This window comes from Cupriavidus sp. HE11 (assembly GCF_056097175.1).
This window is the reverse complement of the sequence record NZ_CP184464.1, coordinates 1,514,720-1,537,971: the sequence shown is the minus strand read 5'-3', so window position 1 is coordinate 1,537,971 and position 23,252 is coordinate 1,514,720. Positions and strand designations below refer to the sequence as shown.

17 protein-coding genes are annotated in these 23,252 nt (G+C 66.8%); 12 read left to right on the top strand and 5 right to left on the bottom strand.

Features of this window, described 5'->3' with window-relative positions; all coding sequences use genetic code 11:
- Positions 1-69: 69 nt before the first annotated feature.
- From ACOABP_RS07095 to ACOABP_RS07075, 5 genes are all read left to right on the top strand, one after another.
- Positions 70-2,202: a TonB-dependent siderophore receptor gene (locus ACOABP_RS07095; protein ID WP_474227547.1), complete on the top strand. Its 2,133-nt coding sequence runs from the start codon at positions 70-72 to the stop codon at positions 2,200-2,202.
- Positions 2,203-2,296: 94 nt separating this feature from the next.
- Positions 2,297-3,310 carry a DUF2157 domain-containing protein gene (locus tag ACOABP_RS07090; RefSeq protein ID WP_474227546.1) on the top strand — a complete coding sequence of 338 codons (1,014 nt, stop codon included), beginning with the start codon at positions 2,297-2,299 and terminating at the stop codon, positions 3,308-3,310.
- Entirely contained in the window at positions 3,307-4,452 is a 1,146-nt protein-coding gene (locus ACOABP_RS07085; RefSeq protein ID WP_474227545.1) for a DUF4401 domain-containing protein, read from the top strand. Before ACOABP_RS07090 ends, ACOABP_RS07085 begins: the two co-directional genes overlap by 4 nt.
- Entirely contained in the window at positions 4,449-4,949 is a 501-nt protein-coding gene (locus ACOABP_RS07080; RefSeq protein ID WP_474227544.1) for a GDYXXLXY domain-containing protein, read from the top strand. Before ACOABP_RS07085 ends, ACOABP_RS07080 begins: the two co-directional genes overlap by 4 nt.
- 483 nt (positions 4,950-5,432) lie before the next feature.
- Complete coding sequence (locus ACOABP_RS07075; protein WP_474227543.1) at positions 5,433-6,023, top strand: N-acetyltransferase; 591 nt, start codon at positions 5,433-5,435, stop codon at positions 6,021-6,023.
- Positions 6,024-6,101: 78 nt separating this feature from the next.
- Here the strand turns inward: ACOABP_RS07075 and ychF are convergent, their stop codons facing one another.
- Entirely contained in the window at positions 6,102-7,193 is a 1,092-nt protein-coding gene (ychF, locus tag ACOABP_RS07070; protein ID WP_066734038.1) for a redox-regulated ATPase YchF, read from the bottom strand.
- Between the two features lie 556 nt (positions 7,194-7,749).
- On the opposite strand from ychF, the gene ACOABP_RS07065 reads away from it, so the two are divergent.
- The 6 genes from ACOABP_RS07065 to ACOABP_RS07040 all read left to right on the top strand — a co-directional run bounded on the left by ACOABP_RS07065 (position 7,750) and on the right by ACOABP_RS07040 (position 17,547).
- Positions 7,750-9,684: an acyltransferase family protein gene (locus ACOABP_RS07065; RefSeq protein ID WP_474227542.1), complete on the top strand. Its 1,935-nt coding sequence runs from the start codon at positions 7,750-7,752 to the stop codon at positions 9,682-9,684.
- Positions 9,685-9,853: 169 nt separating this feature from the next.
- Entirely contained in the window at positions 9,854-11,116 is a 1,263-nt protein-coding gene (locus ACOABP_RS07060) for a UbiH/UbiF family hydroxylase (RefSeq protein WP_474227541.1), read from the top strand.
- A 171-nt stretch (positions 11,117-11,287) separates the two neighbouring features.
- On the top strand, positions 11,288-12,046 hold the full coding sequence (locus ACOABP_RS07055) for a DsbC family protein (protein ID WP_474227540.1): 759 nt from the start codon (positions 11,288-11,290) through the stop codon (positions 12,044-12,046).
- Between the two features lie 122 nt (positions 12,047-12,168).
- Positions 12,169-13,173 carry an acrylyl-CoA reductase (NADPH) gene (gene acuI / locus ACOABP_RS07050; protein ID WP_474227539.1) on the top strand — a complete coding sequence of 335 codons (1,005 nt, stop codon included), beginning with the start codon at positions 12,169-12,171 and terminating at the stop codon, positions 13,171-13,173.
- Positions 13,174-13,238: 65 nt separating this feature from the next.
- On the top strand, positions 13,239-15,053 hold the full coding sequence (locus tag ACOABP_RS07045) for a M61 family metallopeptidase (RefSeq protein ID WP_474227786.1): 1,815 nt from the start codon (positions 13,239-13,241) through the stop codon (positions 15,051-15,053).
- A gap of 97 nt (positions 15,054-15,150) precedes the next feature.
- The gene (locus ACOABP_RS07040) at positions 15,151-17,547 is read left to right on the top strand and encodes an FUSC family protein (RefSeq protein WP_474227538.1); all 2,397 of its coding nucleotides are present in this window, start codon (positions 15,151-15,153) and stop codon (positions 17,545-17,547) included.
- Positions 17,548-18,154: 607 nt separating this feature from the next.
- Here the strand turns inward: ACOABP_RS07040 and ACOABP_RS07035 are convergent.
- Complete coding sequence (locus ACOABP_RS07035) at positions 18,155-19,486, bottom strand: ABC transporter ATP-binding protein (protein WP_474227537.1); 1,332 nt, start codon at positions 19,484-19,486, stop codon at positions 18,155-18,157.
- 35 nt (positions 19,487-19,521) lie between these two features.
- The gene (locus ACOABP_RS07030) at positions 19,522-21,264 is read right to left on the bottom strand and encodes an ABC transporter permease (RefSeq protein ID WP_474227536.1); all 1,743 of its coding nucleotides are present in this window, start codon (positions 21,262-21,264) and stop codon (positions 19,522-19,524) included.
- Between the two features lie 283 nt (positions 21,265-21,547).
- Here ACOABP_RS07030 and ACOABP_RS07025 point away from each other — a divergent pair, with 283 nt between their 5' ends.
- On the top strand, positions 21,548-21,835 hold the full coding sequence (locus ACOABP_RS07025) for an acylphosphatase (RefSeq protein ID WP_474227535.1): 288 nt from the start codon (positions 21,548-21,550) through the stop codon (positions 21,833-21,835).
- On the opposite strand, the gene ACOABP_RS07020 is transcribed toward ACOABP_RS07025, so the two are convergent.
- Both ACOABP_RS07020 and ACOABP_RS07015 read right to left on the bottom strand, forming a co-directional pair.
- Complete coding sequence (locus tag ACOABP_RS07020; RefSeq protein WP_474227534.1) at positions 21,832-22,593, bottom strand: uracil-DNA glycosylase; 762 nt, start codon at positions 22,591-22,593, stop codon at positions 21,832-21,834. The genes ACOABP_RS07025 and ACOABP_RS07020 overlap by 4 nt on opposite strands.
- Entirely contained in the window at positions 22,583-23,227 is a 645-nt protein-coding gene (locus ACOABP_RS07015) for a CYTH domain-containing protein (protein WP_474227533.1), read from the bottom strand. Before ACOABP_RS07015 ends, ACOABP_RS07020 begins: the two co-directional genes overlap by 11 nt.
- Positions 23,228-23,252 lie beyond the last annotated feature (25 nt).

The window sequence follows — 23,252 nt, the reverse complement described above, 5'->3', positions numbered from 1 at the left end:
TAAGCAACGAGAGAGAAATCCATGTCAGTCTGCGCCCGGGGCCGCGTTCGCCGCTCGCACGTCCTTCAGATGACCACCCTTGCACTGAGCATGCAGGCCGCCAGCCTTGCCATTGCCCAGGAACAGGTGCCGGCCGCCGAGCCGGCCCACCACAGCCTGCCCGTGGTGACGGTCAGCGGCAGCAGCGGCGTGGAATCGCCCACGGGCCCGGTGCAGGGTTTTGTCGCCAGGCGGGCGGTGACGGCCACCAAGACCGATACGCCGATCATCGAGACGCCGCAGTCGATCACGGTCATCACGCGCGACCGCATGGAATTGCAGGGCGCGCAGTCGGTGGCGCAGGCGGCCGGCTACACGGCGGGCGTGACCACAGCCGGGTTTGCCAATGACAACCGCACCGATACGATCAAGATCCGCGGAACCGATTCCACCCAGTACCTGGACGGCCTGCTGAATGCCGTGGGCTTCTACAACAACACGCGCCCCGACCCGTACGCGCTGGAGCGCATGGAAATCCTGAAGGGGCCGTCGGGCATGCTGTACGGCCAGGGCGCCGTTGGCGGCATCGTCAACCTGGTGTCGAAGCGGCCGCAGGCCGAGGCGGCGCGCGAGATCGGCGTGAGCTTCGGCAACTACAACCGCAAGCAGATCCAGGCCGACTTCACGGGCCCGATCGATGCCGATGGCAAGTGGCTGTACCGCTTCGTGGCGATGGCCCGCGACAGCGATGCGTCGGTGGATTACGTGAAGGACAACCGCTATTTCATCGCGCCGTCGCTGACCTACCGGCCGAACGCCGACACCGAGTTCACGCTGCTCGCCAATTTCCAGAAGGACGACAGCGGCACGATGATCGGTTTCTTCCCGTGGCGCGGGACGCTGATCGAGAACCCGGCCGGCCAGATCCCGCAGAATTTCTTTGTCAGCGAGCCGGGCTTCGACAAGTACACGGCCGAACAGCACGCCGTGGGCTACCAGTTCTCGCACCGCTTCAACGACACCTTCACGGTGCGCCAGAACCTGCGCTACTCGCACAGCACGGTGGACTATCGCAGCATCTACACCACCGGCTTCACCGGCGCCACGCATGGCTGGGTACCGGGCAGCGACACCATGCTGCGCCGCGTGCTGTACATGAACCAGCCAACGCTGAACCAGTTTGCCGTGGACACCCAGGGGCAGGCGAAATTCCGCACCGGCCCGGTCGGCCACACGTTCCTGGCGGGCATGGACTACCAGAACAGCGAAAGCACGGGCCGCACCAATGCCAATGCCAATGGCTCGGCCGCGCCGATCAACGTGTTCAACCCGGTCTACGGCAACTACGTGGCGCCCACGGCCTTCCGCGACGTGCCGGCCGCCAAGCAGATCCAGACCGGCGTGTACCTGCAGGACCAGCTCGAATGGAACAAGTGGTTGCTGATGCTGGGGCTGCGTTACGACTGGTCGCGCGCGGCGCAGGACAACACGCCGTCGGGGTCGCGTGACGACAGCGAACTGACCAAGCGCTTTGGCCTGATGTACCGCTCCGACTTCGGCCTGAACCCGTATGTCAGCTATGCCGAGTCGTTCCAGGGCCAGGCTGGCTTCAATGTCGACGGCACGGCATTCAAGCCGCTGCGCGGCAAGCAGTGGGAGGCGGGTATCAAGTACCAGCCGCTGGGCAGGAACATGACGCTGACGGCGGCCGTGTTCGACATGCGCGAGGAAAACCGCAAGGTGGCCGGCGTGGTCAACGGCATGGCGGGCACGGTGCAGATCGGCGAGGCCCGCACGCGCGGCGCCGAACTGGAGGCGCTGGTGTCGATAGGCCGGCTGGACCTGGTCGCCGCCTACACGTTCCTGAATGCCAAGACGATCGAAGGCTCGGCTGCCGAACAAGGCCAGCGGCTTGCCAGCGTGCCGGCCAACACGGCGTCGCTGTGGGCCAACTACCGCTTCAGCCTGTTCGACATCCCCGGCTTCCTGGCGGGTGCCGGCGCGCGCTACAACGGCCCGAGCACCGACGGCACGGGCAACAACCGCGTGGGCGGCTTCACGGTGTTCGATGCCGTGGTGGCCTATGATCGCGGCCCGGTGCGCGTTTCGCTGAACATGAACAACGTGTTCGGCAAGCAGTATGTCTACAGCTGTATCGCGCGCGGCGACTGTTTCTTCGGCACGCAACGCTCGATCATCGGCAACGTGACCTACCGCTTCTGACGGGATGGTTTCCGGCCCGGCGGCACCCCCGGGAGACTTCGGCGTGCCGGTTTGCTAGCATGCAGTCCATGCCGACTCTCTTGGGGATCGCCGGTTGGAAACTTTCACTTCTCGCCGCACCATCCAGCAGGCGCTGGCCGACTGGCGTGCCCAGGGCCGCCTCGGCGCCGCCGACCTGCTGGCCGCCTGGGCGCCGACGCTGCCCGGCCGCGCGCACTGGCATCTCTGGCTGGATCGGGCGCTGCTGATCCTCGGTACCGCGCTGCTGTGCGCAGGCGTTATCGTCTTCTTCGCCTTCAACTGGGCGTCCCTCCATAAATTCGCCAAGTTCGGTCTGCTGGCCGGTCTGCTGACAGTGCTGGCCGGGTTTGCCGCATGGCGTCCCGCCGGCGACATGGCGGGGCGGGCGGCGCTGGGCGGCGCGCAGATCGTGTCTGGCGTGCTGATGGCAGTGATCGGTCAGACCTACCAGACCGGCGCCGATGCCTGGCAGCTGTTCGCGCGATGGACGCTGCTGGCCGTGCCCTGGGCGCTGGCGGCACGTGCCGCGCCGCACTGGTGGATCGTGCTGACCATTGGCAACGTGGCGCTGCTGCGGTTCTGCAGCGTGCGGCTGGGCATCGGCGGCATGTTCGAACTGCTGTTCTCGGCGCGATTCGCGCGCGAAACGATGATGTTTCTGCTCGGTGCGTCGATCCTGCAACTGGCCGTGTGGTACCTGCTGGCGGCCCGGGCCGGACGCTGGGGCTTCCAGGGTGCCACTGGCCCGCGGCTGCTGGGCCTGCTGGCCTGTGGCTATGCGGGATGGGTGGGGCTGATGAGCGTGCTGACCGACCACGTGAATGCCACCGGCCTGCTGGTCAGTGCCGTGGCGCTGGTTGGCCTGGCGGCCTGGTTTCGCTGGCGCGCTTTCGATATCGTGGTGCTGAGCCTGGTGTGCCTGACCGGCATCGGCGTGATCATCTCGGCCGTGGGGCGCTGGCTGGTGGACTTCCACGGCGACTTTGGCGCCTTCCTGTTGCTGGCCTTGCTGACCATCGGCCTGGCCGTGGCGGCGGCCACGTGGCTGCTGCGTGCATGGCGCGAGACGTCGGGGAGCCCCGCATGAGCCAGCCCCAGATCGACCGGACGGCACAGGCCGAACGCCCGCTATGGCGCCTGCTGGCCGCGCGCGGCGCGGTACAGGGCGACTATGCGCCGACGCTGCGCACCCCGTGGCCGATCCGCCTGCTGATGGGCGGCGCAGGCTGGCTCGGGGCACTGTTTTTCCAGATGTTCCTGATCGGCACCGTCTTCGCCACCACGCGCGGCAACGGCCCGGCCATGGCCGTGACCGGCTTGGTGATGATCGGTATCGCCATCGCGCTATACCGCGTGACCACGCGCGAAAGCGGCCGCATTGCGCTGGGGCAGTTCGCGCTGGCGCTGAGCCTGGGCGGGCAGGGCATGGCGATTGCCGGCGTGGGCGAGGCGCTGGGGTTCCATCGTTTCCTGGAGACGGCGCCGTTCTGGTTGGGCGTGGCGCTGTTCGAAGTGGTGCTCTTCGCGATGGTGCCGGACCGGTTGCACCGCTTCCTGGCGATGCTCGCCGTGTGGACTACGCTGGGCATTGCCGCGTGCGTGGCACTGGGCGACCTGATGGCGCCGCGCTGGACCGCGATCCCGATGGCGCTGGGTCCGATGACGGCCCTGGCATTTGCCGCGCTGCTGGCATTTGTCGTGCGCGAGGATCGGCTCGCGGCGGCGGGGCGCCTGCAGATGGTCGAGCCTGCCGCCGATGCCACGCTGCTGACGGCGCTGCTGGGCGCGCTGGTGGTGACCGGTTTCGCACATCCGGCCGATCTGATTTTCGGGGTCGACACGCCCTGGCGCGCCCAGGGCGGATGGCTGGCCGGCGCGCTGATCGGGGCGGCGCTGGTGGTCATGGCGCTGCTGGAGTGCAGGCGGCTGGCGTGCAGCGTGCCGGTTGCTGCGGCCGTGCTGGCGGTGACCATCGCGTTCAGTGCATTGATGGTCTACGCCCCGGCGGTAACGGCCGGCGTGCTGGCACTGGCCGTGGCGCTGCGGCGCGGCTCGCTGCCGTGGCTCGGACTTGCCGTCGCCACGGTGCTGATCGGCTTTGTCTGGTACTACAGCACGCTGCAGTGGACGCTGCTGGCAAAGTCCGCCACGCTGGTGGCCGCCGGCGCGCTGCTGCTGGCAGCCCGCGTCGCGCTGGGCCGCATTGCCAACCAGGAGGTCGTGGCATGAAGCGCTGGATCGTCGTGGGATGGCTGCTGGCGGTGGGCATTGCCCTGGCGGGCATCGCCGGCAAGGAACGGCTGATGGCACGCGGCGACGTGGTCTACCTGCGCCTGGCCCCGGTAGACCCGCGCTCGCTGATGCAGGGCGACTACATGGCGCTGAATTTCTCGGTCGCCAACGAGGTGCGCGTGGCACATGGTACGGAGCAGACCCGTCTGGCACGCGAGGAAGTCATCGTGATTCGCCGTGACGACCGCAACGAAGGCCACTTCGTTCGCCTGCACAAGGGCGGGCAGCTGGCCGCCGACGAGCGGCTGCTGCGTGTGCAGAATGTGCCGGCGCGCTGGGGCGGCAGCGGCGTGCAGGTGTCGACGGACGCGTGGTTCTTCCAGGAAGGGCAGGCCGAACGGTTTGCCAGGGCGAAATTCGGCGAATTCCGCGTGGATGCCGACGGTCAGGCGTTGCTGGTGGGCATGCGCGACGAAGCGCTGCGCGGGATGTAGCCGGGCGGTCATGGCCTGCAGCCGACCGGCTGCTGGTTGGACAGGGGCCCCCCTTTGTGGCATAAGAGGTCTTTCGCCCCCGATTCCTCTGCTGCCCCAGCTGCCTTGCACTCCGCAACCATGATGTTCGCCAACAGCCTTCTTTCCAGCCCGTGCGGTGCCATGCACCGTGGGCAGGAACGCGCGCTGTCGCTGCATCGGGCCCTGGGCCTGCTGACTCAACGAGTGGCTCGCGCCGGCCTTTTCCAGGCCGTGCGGGGCGCTCGGCCATCACTTCCACAGGTCTGAGCCCTCCCGTACGGCACCTTGCCAGATGTGGTCCCCAACGGACCACCCCGTCAACGTGAACCCTGGAGTCGCCATGCCACCCATCTATCGCCATACCCTGCTCGCCATGCTGGCCGTTGCCGTGCTGTTCGTCGTACTCGACTAGCAGGGGGCCGTCATGAAGCCATCGTTCATTGCCAGATGGGGAGCCAGGCCGTGCGGATCGACGTAGAGGTCGGCGCGCACGACATCCGGCAACAACTCGAAATCGTCCACGGCCGGCTAGGCCAGCACGGCGCCACGCATACGCAACTGAAGCTTGCGGCCATGCAGGGGCTGCGACTGCGGCTGCGCAAGGCCGACGGCGAGTACTACGTCTATGTCGAGGATGAAGTCCATCAGCGACTGGCCGGGTACATCGTGTTCAACCGGCTGATCGAGGTCGACCGCCGCGCCGACCGCCACCTGCGATCGCCGCACGCCAGGATCCTGGCCGACTACCAGCGCCGGGGTATTTCGAGCCTGGTCTACCGGATGTTGCTGGAGCGCGGCGTCTGCCTGGTCAGCGGCGCCAGGCAATCTGCGGCAGCCCATGCGCTGTGGCGGTCGCTGGCCCGGCGCTATCCATGCGGGTATGTCGACGTGCGCGACAAGGCCCTGACCTGGCTGGGCACCGCGGTAGATCCGCAGCGCTTCGACGACCTGCACACGCGCATGCTGCTGCTGGGCAAGGGATGGACGCTGCCCGACCTGGCCCGCGCCATCAGGCTGGGCGGGGCGTCCGATGCCCCTGCCTGGAACCCCTGAAATGAAAATCGCCCGCAACCATCACGGCTGCGGGCGATCTCGACCACGCGGGCAGGGGAGGAAGCCGCCCCGCGCGGCTTAGACGTTGAACAGGAAGTTCATCACGTCGCCGTCGTGCACCACGTATTCCTTGCCTTCGGCGCGCATCTTGCCGGCTTCCTTGGCGCCCGTCTCACCCTTGAACTGGATGTAGTCGGCGTAGGCGATGGTCTGGGCGCGGATGAAGCCGCGTTCGAAGTCGGTGTGGATCACGCCGGCGGCCTTCGGGGCGGTGTCGCCCACGTGGATCGTCCAGGCGCGCACTTCCTTCACGCCTGCCGTGAAGTACGTCTGCAGGCCCAGCAGAGTGAAGCCGGCGCGGATCACGCGGTCCAGGCCCGGTTCTTCCATGCCCAGGTCGGCCAGGAATTCGGCCTTGTCGGCGTCGTCCAGGTCGGCGATCTCGGCCTCGATGGCGGCGCACACTGCCACCACCGGCGAACCGGTGGTCTTGGCGTATTCGCGCACGGCGTCCAGGTGCGGGTTGTTCTCGAAGCCGTCTTCACGCACGTTCGCCACGTACATGGTGGGCTTGGCGGTGATCAGGCAGAACGGGCGCAGCGCTTCCCACTCTTCCGGGGACAGGTCCAGCGTGCGCACGGCCTTGGCCTGGTCCAGCACGGCCTGGGACTTTTCCAGCACGGCCACCAGGCGCTGGGCTTCCTTGTCGCCAGCGCGGGCCGGCTTGATGTAGCGCGCCAGGGCCTTCTCGACGGTAGCCAGGTCGGCCAGCGCCAGTTCGGTGTTGATGACCTCGATGTCCGACAGCGGATCGACCTTGCCCGCCACGTGGATCACGTTGTCGTCCTCGAAGCAGCGCACCACATGCGTGATGGCGTCGGTTTCGCGGATGTTGGCGAGGAACTGATTGCCCAGGCCTTCACCCTTCGATGCACCGGCCACCAGGCCTGCGATATCGACGAACTCGACCGTCGCCGGCAGGATGCGCTCGGGCTTGACGATTTCCGCCAGCTTGGCAAGGCGCGGGTCCGGTACTTCCACCACGCCCACGTTGGGCTCGATGGTGCAGAACGGATAGTTTTCGGCGGCGATGCCGGCTTTCGTCAGGGCATTGAACAGCGTGGACTTGCCGACGTTGGGCAGGCCGACGATGCCGCATTTGAGGCTCATGGGAAACCTTTAGAAATCAATGGGTTGCAGTGCGTCTCTGCGCGGCGGATGGGCGGTCGGACAAGCGAACTGCGATGCCGGGGCAGAGTGGGTCAGGCGGACAGGACCAGCAGATCGGGGCTTTGCTCAACGATCTGTGCTGGATGCGGTCGCCGGAAAACCGCCATTGTAACCCTGCCGGACGCTGCTCTGGCACGGTACGAAGGCCCGGGGCCGGAGCCGCCCGGTGCGAGAAGATACGTACGCATCACATGTGGCGTGCCTGGTGGTTTCACGGGCAGTGCCTGCGTCTGCCAATGATCGACGGCACACACCAGAGTTCCGCGGCTTGGTTCGCTATCCCTCATAACGACCAGCTTTCCGGCGATTCCCAAAGATCACACCGCCTAGAATTCGTTCCTTGTCGTGCGCGATACCGCACGCCGATTATGTCGGGCGGTTCTACGGATTCATTGGTGATTCTTGATGCAGTTGGGCCAGAAAGGTGCGGACTATGTCGAGGGACTATCGAAGGGAACTTGATGGACTGAGGGCCCTGGCGGTATTGGCGGTCATCGTGAACCACCTGGAACGGCAGTGGCTGCCAGGTGGCTATCTTGGCGTGGACATATTCTTTGCCATTTCCGGATATGTCATCACCGCGTCGCTGTTTTTCAGAAACGATCGCGGCCTGCGCGATTTGCTGCTGAATTTCTACGCCCGGCGAATCAAGCGACTTGCGCCGGCGCTTATCGTTTTCGTGCTGGCGACGTCGGTCGCCATCGTCTTGTTCGATCCGCGTCCGTGGGGGCATCTGAAAACCGGCGCCGCCGCACTATTTGGCCTGTCCAATATCTACCTGATCGCGCAGGCGGCCGATTATTTCGGCGATTCGGCACAGCTCAATGTCTTCATGCATACATGGTCCCTCGGCGTGGAGGAACAGTTTTACGCGGTATTCCCGTTCATGGTGTGGCTGCTGGGTTTCGGGCAAGGCAATGGCGGCCGGTCGGGCCGGCTCCATTGGGTGCTCGGGGTGCTTGCCGTGCTGTCGCTGGCGGCATTTGTCTGGTTCGGCAACAGCAAGCCAATCCTGTCCTATTACTCGATGCCCACGCGTTTCTGGGAGCTTGCGGCAGGTGCCCTGGCTTTCGGATTGTTGAACCGGAGCGACACCAGCGTGTCGGCGCAGACCATGGGCCGGGTTGCCGCACTGGCCCTTGCTGGCATGGTGGCGGTGCTGTTCGTGCCGGAGACGTATCACGCGCTGTCGACGATCGCGGTGGTGGCGGCCACCGTCGCGTTCATCGTCGCCGTTCGGCGCGATACGGCCGTGTATCGCCTGCTCACGCGCCAGCCGGTGGTCTATATCGGCCTGATTTCGTACTCACTGTATTTGTGGCACTGGGGCGTGATTGCCGTGAGCCGGTGGACTGTCGGCGTGCACTGGTGGACCGTGCCATTCCTGCTGTTGGCAATGTTCGGGCTGGCGGCCATCTCCTATCACTGCATCGAGCGTCCGCTCCGTGCGGCAACGTGGTCGCTCAGGCCGGCGATCACGGTCGGCTACGGGCTGGCAGCCTCGACTTGCGTCTTGCTGGTGCTGGTGCTCGTCCTGAAACCGATGAGCGGCCGGTTGTATGCCGGCACGCTGCCGGCGATGGCGGCGGTGGGTACGGCAACGCTGACCGACCCTTATTCGGTAAAGGGCACCGATTCGGTCTGGATGGGCGAGCCATGCGTATTGTCGGATAACAACCAGGTGGGGAAGGCAATACCGCGAGGCCGCTGCACGCTGGGCAATTATGAAAATGCCAGCAAGCATCTCCTGGTAATTGGAAATTCGATGTCGACCGCCTTTATCCAGGCGTTCGATGACCTGGTGCTGCGGGACGGATACTCGGTCACGCTGGTGTCGTCGTGGGGGGCTTCGCCGGTGCGGGAGATCGCCAATCGAGGCGCATGGGACCGCGCCAACGACGATTACTGGGCGCGTGTGGTGCCGGAGTCAATCCAGGGCCTCAGGTCGGGCGACTGGGTGTTCATGATCAACGACGTGGCTGAATTATCTCCGAAGGTGGTGACACCGGAGAGTATCCAGACCCTGCAGACTTTATCGAATGGCCTGGAGGTCTTTTCCGACAATCTGGCCAGCCGGGATATTCATCTCGCCGTGCTTCACGGCAATCCGTTTGCCAGGGATGCGAACTGCGAACCGGTATCGGCCGTCCGGCAATGGTTTTCGCCGTTCGATACCGTTTGCAAGTTCTATACGAAGGCCGACACCCTGAAACGGCGCGAGAATCTCGACCGCGTATTGCGGGGCCTGGAGGCGCGGCAAAAGCTCAAGGTCGTGGATCTGATCGATATCTTCTGCCCCGGTGATGTCTGCAGTTACAACGCGGCGAACGGGCAGATCCTGTATCGGGACGTCTGGTCCCATCCGTCGGTGGAAGGGGCCCGGCTCTCCAGCGCGTCCATCCGGCAGGTCTTCATGGCCGACGTTCATTAGGCGGTGGTTCGGATTCCCCGCGATGGCGCGGCGGACAGGGATCGGGGGCGGTCGGGATCTGGCGGCGGTGCGGCCTGGCGTCGCGTTGCCAATGCAGCACCCGTCACGTCGCTATAATCCAGCCATGTCCGGACCTGCCGTGCCGGCGCCTAGCGCCGCCGCCCAATAGATGTCGTCGAATCCTTCTTCCCGCTTCCAGATCGCCGTGGTCGGCGGTGGCATTGTCGGCAAGGCCTGTGCGCTGCTGCTGGCCCAGCAAGGCATGCAAGTGGCGCTGGTGGCGCCGCGCCCCGCGGGCGATACCGCGCGCACCGGCGAAGATGACTGGGATAGCCGCATCTACGCGTTCTCCGCCAGTTCGCAGGCGCTGCTTGAGCGGCTGCGGGTCTGGGAAGCGCTGGATCCGGCGCGCGTGCAGCCCGTGCGCGACATGCGCGTCTATGGCGACGAAAGCGCCTGCGAGACCGATCCCTCGCCGCATGGCGACCTCCATTTCTCGGCCTATGCCGCCGCCGTGCCGCAACTGGCCTGGATCATCGAATCGGGTCATGTCGAGCGTGTGCTCGATACCGCGCTGCGATTCCAGCATCAGGTCAAATGGTTCGACGACACGGCCGGGCAACTGGAGCGCGATGTCGACGGCGTGACGCTCACGCTGGCTGGCGGCGAGCGCGTGCGTGCCAATTGCCTGGTGGGCGCCGACGGCGCGCGGTCGTGGGTGCGCCAGCAATGTCATATCGGCACCACGCAGCGGCGCTACCGCCAGCTGGGCGTGGTCGCCAATTTCCGCTGCGAGCTGCCGCACCAGGAAACCGCGTGGCAGTGGTTCCTGGGCTGCCCCGAAAAGCTGATGGCCGACGAGGAATCGGCCAATGGCGAGATCCTGGCGATGCTGCCGCTGCCCGGCAACCGGGTGTCGATGGTGTGGTCGGCCGACGAGGCCCATGCCCGCGACCTGCTGGCCCTGACACCCGAAGCGCTGGCCGCCACGGTGGCCCAGGTCGCCAGCGGCGCCGTGGGCGCGCGGTTCGGCGCGCTGCGCTGCATCACGCCGGCGCAGGGATTTCCGCTGGTGCTGCAGCGGGCAGATCACTTTGCCCAGCCACACGTGGTGCTGGTGGGCGATGCGGCGCACGTGGTGCATCCGCTGGCCGGGCAGGGCATGAACCTGGGTCTGCGCGACGTGGTGGAACTTGGGCGGGTCATGGCCGACAAAGAGTCGTTCCGTCATGAGGGCGACTTGCGCCTGCTGCGCCGCTACGAACGGGCCCGCGCCACCGACCTGCTGTCGCTGACCGCGGCCACGGACGGCCTGCACCGGCTGTTCTCGCTGCCCGGCACGCCGGCCCGTGTGATGCGCAATCTGGGGATCCGCGCGGTGGGCAGCCAGGGGTTGCTCAAGCGGCTCCTGATTGGCCGCGCGCTCGGCTAGCCCGGCAGGCGCGGCCCGTTCCACCCGGATCGCCCGGATACACCGAATCCCCGGAAAGCGCGACAATCTCGCCATCCGGCCGCACGGTATGCGGCCAATCCCGCTTTCGGCGATTTACCGATGACACGCAAAGCCGGCACACTGACCGGCATATCGTTACCTGGAGTCAATATGTTGCAACTGTTCCGCCGCCGATCCGCCCGCGTTGCCGCGATCGCCGCCTTTGCCAGCGGTGTGGCCGCAGCGGGCTACGCCCTTCACGCGCTGGCCGCGGACGAACCGGGCACGGACAAGATCAGGCAGTCGATCCAGAAGATGCTGGGCGGCCGTGCCGAGGTGAAGAGCGTGACCAAGGCGCCGGTGCCGGGCCTGTACGAGGTCAACGTCGGCGGCCAGCTGGTCTACACCGACTCCACCGGCCGCTACATCATCAATGGCGAGCTGATCGATACCAAGACCAATACCAACCTGACCGAAGAGCGCCTGGCCGAGATCAACAAGATCAAGTGGTCGGACCTGCCGCTGACCCGCGCCATCAAGTGGACCAAGGGCGACGGCAGCCGCACCGTGGCCGTGTTCTCGGACCCGAACTGCGGATACTGCAAGAAGATCGAGCAGACCTTCCAGCAGATGGACAACATCACCGTCTACACCTTCCTGTACCCGGTGCTGTCGCCGGACTCGTCGGTCAAGGCCAAGCAGGTCTGGTGCTCGACGGATCGCACCAAGGTATGGCGCGACTGGATGCTGAACCATGTGGCGCTGGTGGGCAACGGCAGCTGCAAGACGCCGATCGACGACAACCTGGCCCTGGGCCAGAGCCTGAACATCTCGGGCACGCCGGCGGTCTTCTTTACCGACGGCACGCGTATCCCGGGCGCGGCAGACGCCGCCACGCTGGAGCGCAGGCTCGCAAGCCTCAAGAAATAACCAGGACGCCGGGCCCCGCCGGCTGTCAGGAACGGCCGGCACTGCCCGGCCGTTTTTCATTTCCGGACGCCCCTGTCCGGACGCCCCTTTTGCCCATCCACAAAAACACGGGAGACACCATCATGACGTTCCAGGCATTGCTGCTGACCCAGGCCGACGACAAGTCCACGCAGGCGCAGATCGCACAGCTTGAAGAAAGCCAGTTGCCCGAGGACGGCAACGTGCTGGTGGCCGTCGACTATTCGACGATCAACTTCAAGGACGGGCTGGCGATTACGGGCCGCTCGCCCGTGGTGCGCAAATGGCCGATGGTGGCTGGCATCGACGGCGCGGGCACGGTGCTGGAGTCCGGCGATCCGCGCTGGAAGACGGGCGACCGCGTGGTGCTGAACGGCTACGGCGTGGGCGAGGCGCACTGGGGTTGCCTGGCACAGCGGGCCAGGCTCAAGGGCGAATGGCTCGTGCAGCTGCCCGATGCGTTCACCACGCGCCAGGCCATGGCGATCGGCACGGCCGGCTACACGGCCATGCTGTCGGTGCTGGCGCTGGAGCGCGGCGGCGTCAACGGCCCGGTACGGCCCGGCGATGGCGACGTACTGGTGACCGGCGCCTCGGGCGGCGTGGGGTCGGTGGCAATCGCCATCCTGTCGAAGCTCGGGTATCGCGTGACGGCATCGACCGGCAAGGCTGCCGAGGCCGACTTCCTGCGCGCGCTGGGCGCTGCCGACGTGATCGACCGCGCCGAACTGAGCGCGCCGGGCAAGCCCTTGCAGAAGGAACGCTGGGCGGCCGTGGTGGATTCGGTGGGCTCGCATACGCTGGTCAACGCCTGCGCCCAGGTGCGCTACGGCGGTGTGGTCACGGCATGCGGGCTGGCGCAGGGCATGGATTTTCCGGCATCGGTGGCGCCGTTCATCCTGCGCGGCGTGACGCTGGCCGGCATCGACAGCGTGATGGCAGCGATGCCGCTGCGCGAGACCGCATGGCAGCGGCTGGCCCAGGACCTGGCACCCGACCGCCTGCAAGCCATCACGCGAGAGATCCGGCTGGGCGAGGCTATCGAGGCGGGTCGCAAGATCATGGAAGGCGGCATGCGCGGGCGGGTTGTCGTCGATGTGAACGGCTGACGCGCGCGGCTCGGAGAAATCGCACGTCCCCGGCGGGTCCGGGGTGTGACGCTACAATCGTGACCATGACGCCGATCCGCTACGCCATCGCCCCGCTTCAACCGGAAGCCCATCTGTTCGCCGTTACCGTGACGGTGGATGTCCCCGACCCGGCCGGCCAGGTCTTCACGTTGCCCGCGTGGATTCCGGGCAGCTACATGATCAGGGACTTCGCACGCAACATCGTCCGCATCCGTGCCGATGCGGGCCGCGTGAGCGTGCCGCTGACCAAGCTCGACAAGCAGACCTGGCAGGCCGCGCCGCTGCCGCCGCAGGCGGGACCGCTGACGCTGAGCTACGAAGTCTATGCATGGGACCTGTCGGTGCGCAGCGCGCATCTCGACACCACCCACGGCTTCTACAACGGCAGTTCGGTGTTCCTGCGCGTGGTGGGGCAGGACGAGCATCCGTGCACGGTCGATATCCATCCGCCCGCCGGCGAGGCCTATGCCGACTGGCGCGTCGCCACGGCGCTGCCCGAAGCACGCGGCCCGGGCGGTGCCCGCCGCTACGGGTTTGGCCGCTACCAGGCATCCGACTACGACGAGCTGATCGACCACCCGGTGGAGATGGGCACATTCGCGCTGGGCACCTTCCGCGCCTGCGGCGCCCAGCACGACGTGGTGTTCACGGGCCGCGTGCCGCAGCTGGACATGGCGCGCATCTGCCGCGACCTGAAGCAGATCTGCGAGGCGCAGATCCGCCTGTTCGAGCCCCGTTCGGCCCGCGCGCCGTTCCTGGACAGCAACCGCCGCTACGTCTTCATGACGATGGTCACCACCGATGGCTATGGCGGCCTGGAGCACCGTGCCAGCACGGCCCTGATGTGCGCGCGCAACGATCTGCCCGTGCGCGGCAACAGCGAGACCAGCGAGGGCTATCGCACGTTCCTGGGCCTGTGCAGCCACGAGTACTTCCATACGTGGAACGTCAAGCGCATCAAGCCGGCCGCGTACGTGCCGTACGACCTGACGCAGGAAACCTACACACCGCTGCTGTGGCTGTTCGAGGGCTTTACCAGCTACTACGACGACCTGATCCTGGTCCGCACCGGGCTGGTCACCGAGCAGCAGTATGTGGACATGCTGGCCAAGACCTGGAACGGCGTGCTGCGTGGCAACGGCCGCACCAAGCAGAGCGTGGCCGAAAGCGCCTTCGATGCCTGGACGAAATACTATCGCCAGGACGAGAACGCGCCGAATGCCATCGTCAGCTACTACACCAAGGGTTCGCTGGTGGCGCTGGCGCTGGACCTGACGATCCGCGAGAAGACGCGCGGCCGCCGGTCGCTGGACGACATCATGCGGGCGCTGTGGCAACGCTTTGGCCGCGACTTCTACGCGCCGGGCACCACGCAGCGCGGCGTGACCGAGGCCGAGGTGCATGCGCTGTTCGACGATGTGACCGGCCTGCGCCTGGGCAAGCTGCTGCGTGCGCTGACCGAGGGCACCGACGAGATCGGCCTGGCGGCGCTGTTCCGCGGCTTCGGCATCGTGGCCGAGCCGCAGAAGCCGGGCGGCAGCGCCGCGCTGGGCATCAAGACCCGTACCGACGACGGCTGGGTGCGCGTGAGCCAGGTGCTCGATGGCAGTGCGGGCCAGCGGGCCGGCGTGTCGGCGGGCGACCTGATCGCGGCCGTGGACGGCCTGCGCGTGGCGCCGGGCCAGCTCGACAAGCTGCTGTCGCGCTACCGCCCGGGCGACCGGGCCGAGCTGCACGTGTTCCGGCGCGACGAGCTGCAAGTGCTGCCGGTGACACTGGCGCGCGAGCCGGCCTCGCAATACAAGGTCAAGCTGGAACCTGGCAAGCATGCGGGGCGAGCGCGCTGGCTGGGCCAGTAACCTGCCTGTCACGGCGCCGTGTCCATCATGATGACGGCGCCCGCCCCCCGCCTGCCCCCAATTTATCCGTATCTGCCCGGCTTCTAGCCCCCGCCCCATGGAATACGCGCACGACCCCCGCACATTCCTGTTTTCGCATTACATCTACCGTGGCCTGAGATCGGCGACGGGTGTGATCGGCCTGACGCTGATCGCCATGCAGTTCATGGACCTGCCCAGTGCCATGGTGGTATCGGTGGGTGCGCTCTGCACGAGCCTGATGGACCTGCCCAGCCCGTTGCCGCACAAGTTCAACGAAATGCTGGCGAGCGTGCTGCTGTGCACGGCGGTGACCGCGCTGGTGGCGCTAGCCACGCCATTCCCGCGCGTGATGCCGTTCGTGCTGGTGCTGGTCACGTTCCTGGCCGGCATGATGACGGTCTACGGCAACAAGACCATGCCGCTGCAGTTCTCGATGCTGTTCGTCATGACGCTGACGATCAACGAGGAATTCGTGGTGCGCAAGGCGCTGGAGCACTCGGCGTTGTTCGGGGCCGGCGCCCTGGGCTACCTGCTCTATGCGATGACCGTCAGCTGGATCATGGAGCGCCGTACGAGGCAGCAGATTCTGGCGGAATCGCTGTACGAGATGGCGGGGTACCTGGAGATCAAGGCCGCCTTCTACGACGCAGGCACCGACTACGACGAGCAGTTCAACCGGCTGGTGCGCCAGCAGATCGTGGTGGCCGAGCGCCAGCAGGCCGCCCGCGACATGGTGCTGCGCGGCAACAAGACGCCGCACGACGGGCTGCTGGTGCAGGTTCACCTGCGCATGCTCGACATCTACGAATACCTGCTGTCGACCAATACCGACTACGCGCTGCTGCGCCAGACCTTTGGCGGCACGCCGGTGCTGGACGGGCTGCGCCGGCTGGTGCTGGGCCTGTGCAAGGACCTGGAGGAAATCGCCTACGACGTCACGCGCGGCCGGCCTTCGTACAGCGCGTTCGACTATCGTCCCGACCTGCGCAAGGTGGAGGAGGAGATCGAGCAGCTGCGCCATCACCATGTGTCGCCGGCGGCGATGAACGCGCTGCGCGACACGCTGGAGATGATTCGCGGTGCCATCACGCTGGTGGGCCAGCTGCACGAGGCATCGCGTACGCCGGTGGAGCCGGCCCAGGTGCTGCCGGGATCGGACATGACGCCGTTCCTGACACGGCAGAAGTACGAATTCGGCGTGGTGCGCGACAACCTGCACTGGCGCTCGCCCGCCTTCCGCTTCGCGCTGCGCATCACGATGGCCGTGGCCGTGGGGCTCTGGCTGGGCGACCGCCTGCCGTATGCGTCGCACAGCTACTGGATCCTGCTGACCATCGTGGTGATCCTGAAGCCGAACTTCAGCATGACCAAGCAGCGGTACAACGACCGCCTGATCGGCACGCTGATCGGCTGCATTGTCAGCGTGGGCATCCTGCGCTGGGTGCACGAGCCGCTGCTGCTGATCGGCATCCTGTACCTGGCACTGGTGGCCAGCGCCGCGTTCGTTCAGATCAAGTATCGCTATACGGCCATTGCCGCCTGTATCCAGGTGCTGATCCAGATTAACCTGCTGATCCCGGGCAGCCAGACCGTGGTGGGCGAGCGGCTGGTGGATACGGTGATCGGCGGCATCATCGCGTCGATTTTCAGCTTTGTACTACCAAGCTGGGAATACCGGGCGATTCCGAAGCTGGTCGAGAACGTGCTGCAGGCCAACCGCCGCTACATCGCGGCCACGCGCGACCTGCTGACGCGCAAGGCCAAGGACGACTTTGCCTATCGCGTGCAGCGCAAGCAGTTCATGGACAACCTGTCGGCGCTGATCGGGTCGTTCCAGCGCATGCTCGACGAACCGCGCAGCCGGCACCGCGCCGTGGACAACCTGAGCCGCTTTATCGTGCAGAACTATCTGGTGGCGGCGCACGTGGCGGCCGCGCGTATCCAGGTGCGGCAGCACTACGGCGAACTCGATGTGCCGGCGGCCGAGACCGCGATCGAGCAGGCTACCAATGCCGCGCTGCGTTCGCTGACGCTTGCCAGTGAACGGTTGGCAGGCGAGGAACGGCACGGCCCGCGCGGCGCGGGCTTTATCCGGACGCCGGCCGAGACGGCGGTGGCTGGGGTGGGGCTGGTGCATGAAACCGTGCCGGCGTCGGCCACGGCTGGCGCGCCCGCTCCGGCGCAGCAGGTGTCGGACGACGAAGCCAGCGAACGCCGTGCCCGCATCGCCGATTCGGCGGATCGTCGCAAGGCCGACGTGCTGGCGCAGGCCGCCGCCGCCGGCGAGATTGGCGCCAACGAACCGCTGCAGAAGACGCAGGACCAGCATGCGGCCTCGTCGGCCAGCGCGTCGGGCCGCGCCTCCAATGCGTTGCTGGAACGGCGCCTGCGTGCGCTGCGGGAAGATGCGGCCAAGATCGCGCTGCGAACCGGCGCCATTGGGCGGGCGATCAGGGTGCCGCTGAAGACGTGAGGTGCCGGCGGCCGCCGGTTGATTCTTGCGGCGGCGGGCATGCCTTGGACGTCGGGCGTCGGAGGACTTGCTTTGGGCGGTTGGGGCTTGCCTCGGGCGGTAGGGGCTTGCCTCGGGCGGTGACGGTTTTCTCCCCTCTCCCGCAGGCGGGAGAGGGGCGGGGGAGAGGGCAGGCGTACGGAGTGCTAACCAGGCTAGCCAAGTACGACGCGCTTGCCCTCTCCCCCAACCCCTCTCCCGCGAGCGGGAGAGGGGAGCACGCTTACAGCGCCTGCGCGCGCTGCGGGAAGATGCGGCCAGGATCGCGCTGCGAACCGGCGGCCCAGATTGCGCTGCGAACCGGCGCCATCGGCCGGGCGATCAGGGTGCCGATGAAGACGTGAGGTGCCGGCGGCCGCCGGTTGATTCTTGCGGCGGCGGGCTTGCCTTGGACGTCGAGCGTCGGAGGACTTGCTTTGGGCGGTAGGGGCTTGCTTTGGGCGGTAGGGGCTTGCTTCGGGCGGCGACGTTTTTCTCCCCTCTCCCGCGAGCGGGAGAGGGGAGTAGCCCTCAGGCACGCAAGAGGCCAACATCTCCCGCAGGGGGGGAGGGGGCAGAGGGCCAGGCCTCACTCGGCTGCTGCGCCCCCAGCATTTTCTTCTTCCGGCAGCGTCAGCATCCCACTGTTGAAGGAATAGCCGTACACCTCGCCGTAGCGTCCCCAGTCGATGGCGATCTTGAGCACGCGTTCGGCTTCCTCGGGCTTCAGCAGGGTCTCCATCGCACGCAGGATGGCCTCTTCGCCGACTTCGCCGTTCTCGCTGTGCTCCAGTTCGCGCCGGATGTGCGCGGCCAGCGCCACGTGGGTCAGCAGCTGCTTGCCGAACAGCACCTTGCGCTCGGGCGGCTCGGTCTCGTAGTAGCTGCGGCCCAGCGCCGTGGCCGTGATGTCGCCACGCTCGATGGCTGCCAGGCCCAGCAGCTGCATTGCTTCGCAGGCGGGCAGCAGGTCGTCGTCGGTCAGGCCGGCTTCCTCGGCCAGGTGCGGCAGGTCGGCGCGGCCGAAGAATGGCGACTCGTGCAGCAGGTCGAGCACGGCTTCCATCTGGCTGATATCGGCGTCCGGCAGGCGATAGCCGATCTGCGCGGCGGCCATGGCCGGCACGCGCGGCCCCAGTGCGGCGGGCGACGTCATCAGCGTGTAGACCTCGTCGATCAGTGCACGCACCTGGGCGTCGTCGCGGTTGCGCGGGCGCGGGAACGGCACCGGCACCTCGGCGCGCACCCGGCCCGGATCGCTGGACAGGATCACGATGCGGTCGGCCATCATTACCGCTTCCTCGATGTTGTGCGACACGATCAGGATGCTCTTGATATTGGCGCGGCCCGATTCCCAGAGGTCAAGCATTTCGTCGCGCAGCGTCTCGCCGGTCAGCACGTCCAGTGCCGAAAACGCCTCGTCCATCAGCAGCAGGTCGGGTTCGGTCACCAGCGCGCGGGCGATACCCACGCGCTGGCGCATGCCGCCCGACAGCTCGCGCGGCAGCGCGCTGTTGAAGCCGGACAACCCGATCATGTCGATGGCCGCCTCGGCGCGGCGCGTGCGTTCGGCCTTGGCGACGCCCTGGGCTTCGAGCCCAAGTTCCACGTTCTGCTGCACGGTCAGCCAGGGGAACAGCGCGAACGACTGGAACACCATCGCGATGCCCTCGGCCGTGCCAGCCAGCCGCTGGCCGCGAAAATGCACCTCGCCACGGTCGGCGCCCACCAGGCCGGCCATGATGCGCAGCAGCGTCGATTTGCCCGAGCCGGACTTGCCCAGCATGGCTACGATCTCGCCCTCGCGCAGGGTCAGGTTCACGCCTTCGAGCACGGCGCGGTCGGTGTGGTCGGCGGTGCGGAACATCTTGCCCACGCCGCGCAGATCGATCACCGGACGGGCGTTGTCTTGCAGTGCCATCGTAAATTCCTTAATTCCGGTCGTTCATGCCGGCTTCACAGCCGGGTGCGCGCCTGCGCCAGGTCGTAGAGCCGGTTCCACAGCAGCCGGTTGAAGCCCACCACGAACAGCGCCATCACGCCAATGCCCAGGGCAATGCGCGGAAAGTCGCCGCGTGCGGTCATCTCGGCGATATAGCTGCCCAGGCCCGTTGCCACCAGCGTACGGTCGCCCCAGGTCACGTATTCGGACACGATGCTCGCATTCCATGATCCGCCGGCCGCCGTGACCAGCCCGGTCAGCAGGCTCGGAAACACGGCCGGCACCAGGAAGCGCCGCCACATCAGCCAGCCCTTGAGCCCGAAGTTGCGCGCCGCCAGCCGCAGTTCGGTGGGAATGCCCGACGCGCCGGCCACCACATTGAACAGGATGTACCACTGCGTGCCGAAGATCATCAGCGGACTGAGCCAGATCTCGGGGTTCAGGCCGAATTTGGCGATGGCCATCACGGCCAGCGGGAACATCAGGTTGGCCGGGAAGGCCGCCAGGAACTGGGCGATCGGCTGGGCGATCCGGGCCAGCGACGGGTTGAGCCCGATGCGGATGCCTACCGGCACCCAGACCAGCGCGGCCAGCGCGATCAGTACGATCACGCGCAGCATCGTCAGCGTGCCCAGCCACAGCACGTGCGCGGCCTCGGCCCAGCCCACCTCGCTGTGCACGAAATGGAACACGCGATACAGCGCGGCCAGGGCGATGACGATGATGACGGCGTCGCGCAGCCGGTCCAGCCACGGCGCCCAGCGTACCGGCGCGGCTGGCAACGCCACCACATTGCGATGGCGCGCGCTCCAGGCCAGCGTGCGGCCGGCCAGCGCGGCCGTCCGTTTCAGCAGCGCATGCACCCAGGCCGAGCGGCGCAGCAGGTTGAGCAGCCACGACTGCGGCACGGTGTCCTGTGCCAGCGTTTCGAAGCGGAAGCGGTCGGCCCAGGCCACCAGCGGGCGGAACAGGAACTGGTCGTAGAGCACGATGCCGACCAGCATCGCCAGGATCGCCCAGCCGATGGCGGCCAGGTTCTGCTGCTGGATCGCCAGGGCGATATACGAGCCGATGCCGGGCAGGCGGATATCGTGGCCGGACACGGCAATGGCTTCTGACGCCACCACGAAGAACCAGCCGCCCGACATCGACATCATCATGTTCCACAGCAGGCCCGGCATGGCATAGGGCACCTCGAGCCGCCAGAACCGCTGCCACGGCGACAGCCGGAACATGGCCGCCGCTTCGAGCAGGTCGCCGGGGATGGTGCGGAACGACTGGTACAGGCTGAACGCCATGTTCCAGGCCTGCGAGGTAAAGATCGCGAAGATGGCCGCGCATTCCACGCCGGCCAGATTGCCGGGGAACAGCGCGATAAAGCCAGTGACGGTGATCGACAGGAAGCCGAGCACGGGGATCGACTGCAGGATGTCCAGCGCCGGCACCATCACTTTTTCGGCGGTGCGGCTGCGCGACGCCAGCGCGGCAAAGGCGAACGAGAACACCAGCGAGGCGCCCAAGGCGGCCAGCATGCGGATGCTCGTGCGCATCAGATAGTAGGGCAGCCACGCCACGTCGAGGTGGATTTCCAGTGACTCGCCCGGCTGATAGGGCACGTCCATCTGGCGCGCGGCATAGGCCACGATGACGATGGCGGCCAGGATGATCGGCAGCAGCGCGAAGTCGAAGCGGTTCGGCGGGGCGGTCAGCAGCGGGCCGACGTAGCCGGGCGCTTGATTGTTTTGCGTTGGTGGCATGGGCACGGCCTCGGTGGTGTGTCATGCGCCATGCCCTCTCCCCCGACTCCTCTCCCGTACTGCGGGAGAGGAGAGAGCGTCACCAGTGAATCACATGCAGCGGTTTTGCTTCCCTCTCCCGCAGGGCGGGAGAAGGCAGAGGCCACCAGTGAACCGGATGCAGCTGTTTTGCGCCCGGCTCCCGCATGACGGGAGAGGGGCTGGGGGAGAGGGCAAAGGCATCGTATGCTGACGTCCTAACGCCCAACCGGGCTAGGTAGTTTACCTATGGATGAAACGAATCATGACAGCATCGACGGAAACCTGGCAGCTGGTGGCCCACGGTCGCGTGCAGGGCGTGGGCTACCGTGGCAACTGCGCAGACCGGGCAAGGGCGCTGGGGCTGGGCGGATGGGTGCGCAACCGCATGGATGGCACGGTGGAAGTCATCGCCACGGGGTCGCGCGAGCAGCTCGAAGCGCTGCGGCTGTGGATGGAGCAGGGCCCGCCGGCCGCGCAGGTGTCGCGCGTCGACGTGAAGACGGCGCCACCCGAAACCTTCGATGGTTTCGAATGGCGCCCGACCGCTTAGGTTTTCTGCCAGTCGATTCCGGGCCGCCCGTGGCGTTCCAGCCAGTCGTTGGCCTGCCTGAAATGCCCGCAGCCCAGAAAGCCGCGATGGGCCGATAGCGGTGACGGATGTGGTGCTTCCAGCACACAATGTGTCTGGCCTTCCAGCAGGGCCCGCTTGGCCTGGGCATGGCTGCCCCACAGCATGAAGACGAGGTTGGGCCGCGACATGGCGAGCGCGTGGATCAGGCAGTCGGTCACGGCTTCCCAGCCGCGTTTGGCGTGGCTGGCCGCATTGGCCTGCTCCACGGTCAGCACCGTGTTCAGCAGCAGCACACCCTGGCGCGCCCAGCCTTCGAGGTTGCCCGAGGCACGCACCGGATCGCCACCATATTCGGCGGCGATCTCCTTGAAGATATTGCGCAGGCTCGGTGGCACCTTGATGCCATCGGGCACCGAGAACGCCAGGCCATGCGCCTGCGGCATCTCCACTCCGCCAACCGTGCCGGTGCCGTGATACGGGTCCTGTCCCAGGATGACGACCTGTACCGCATCGGGCGGCGTCAGGTGCAGCGCGTGGAAGACCGCATGCGGGAATACCGGCTTGCCGGCGGCGCGCTCGCCGTCGACGAATTCGCACAGCGATGTCCAGTCGCCATTGCCGATGCATGGCGCCAGCAGCTTGCGCCACGCGGCGGGCAGGGCGTCGACCTGGTCTTGCAGGCAGTCGATGGAAGGGGCGGGTTTTGAAGTTTCGGTGACGAAGAGGTCAGCTTGCATCGGACGCGTCGGTAAGTCGGTAGCCGCGAGCGGCCTTGCTGAGATCCATGGGGGCCAGCGGTGCCACGTGGCCCAGGCGCTGGCTGAAGGCGCGCAGCGCGGCTTCGGCGCGCGCGTCGTCCTGGTCAGACTGCGCGCCCTCGCCCGGCAGCCATTCGAGTTCCAGTTCCTGGATGTGCTCGGTCTTGGCGGTGCCGGGGGCGCTGATCGTGCCGGTATCGATGGCGGCCTCGATCCGCTCGCCGTCCTGCTCCACGATCCACGTGCGGCGCACGAAGTCGGTACGGAAGACCGGCGCGAGCCGGTCTGCCAGCGGGGCCACCACGGCGCGTGCCTGGGCGTCGAAGTGGTCCAGCTCGATGGCTTCTCCGCCAATTTCGGTTTCCCACTCGTGCCGCGCGGCCAGGCCGCCGCCGCTCTTGCCGGCGGTCTTCAGCGTCTGCAGCCATTGGCTGTCTTTCCGGCGCAGCCGCAGCGCGGCGCGTGCGCGGGCCAGGTCGCGTGCGGGCGTGTCCAGGTAAACGTTCAGCATTGTGACTTCGCCACGCGCCTCGCCATGGGCGTCGAGCCACGCCGCCACGGCCGCTAGTGCGGCATCGGGCAGGGCCAGCTTCAGTTCGATCTCTTTTGCCATCGCCGTGCTCAGTCGTGGGTCAGTC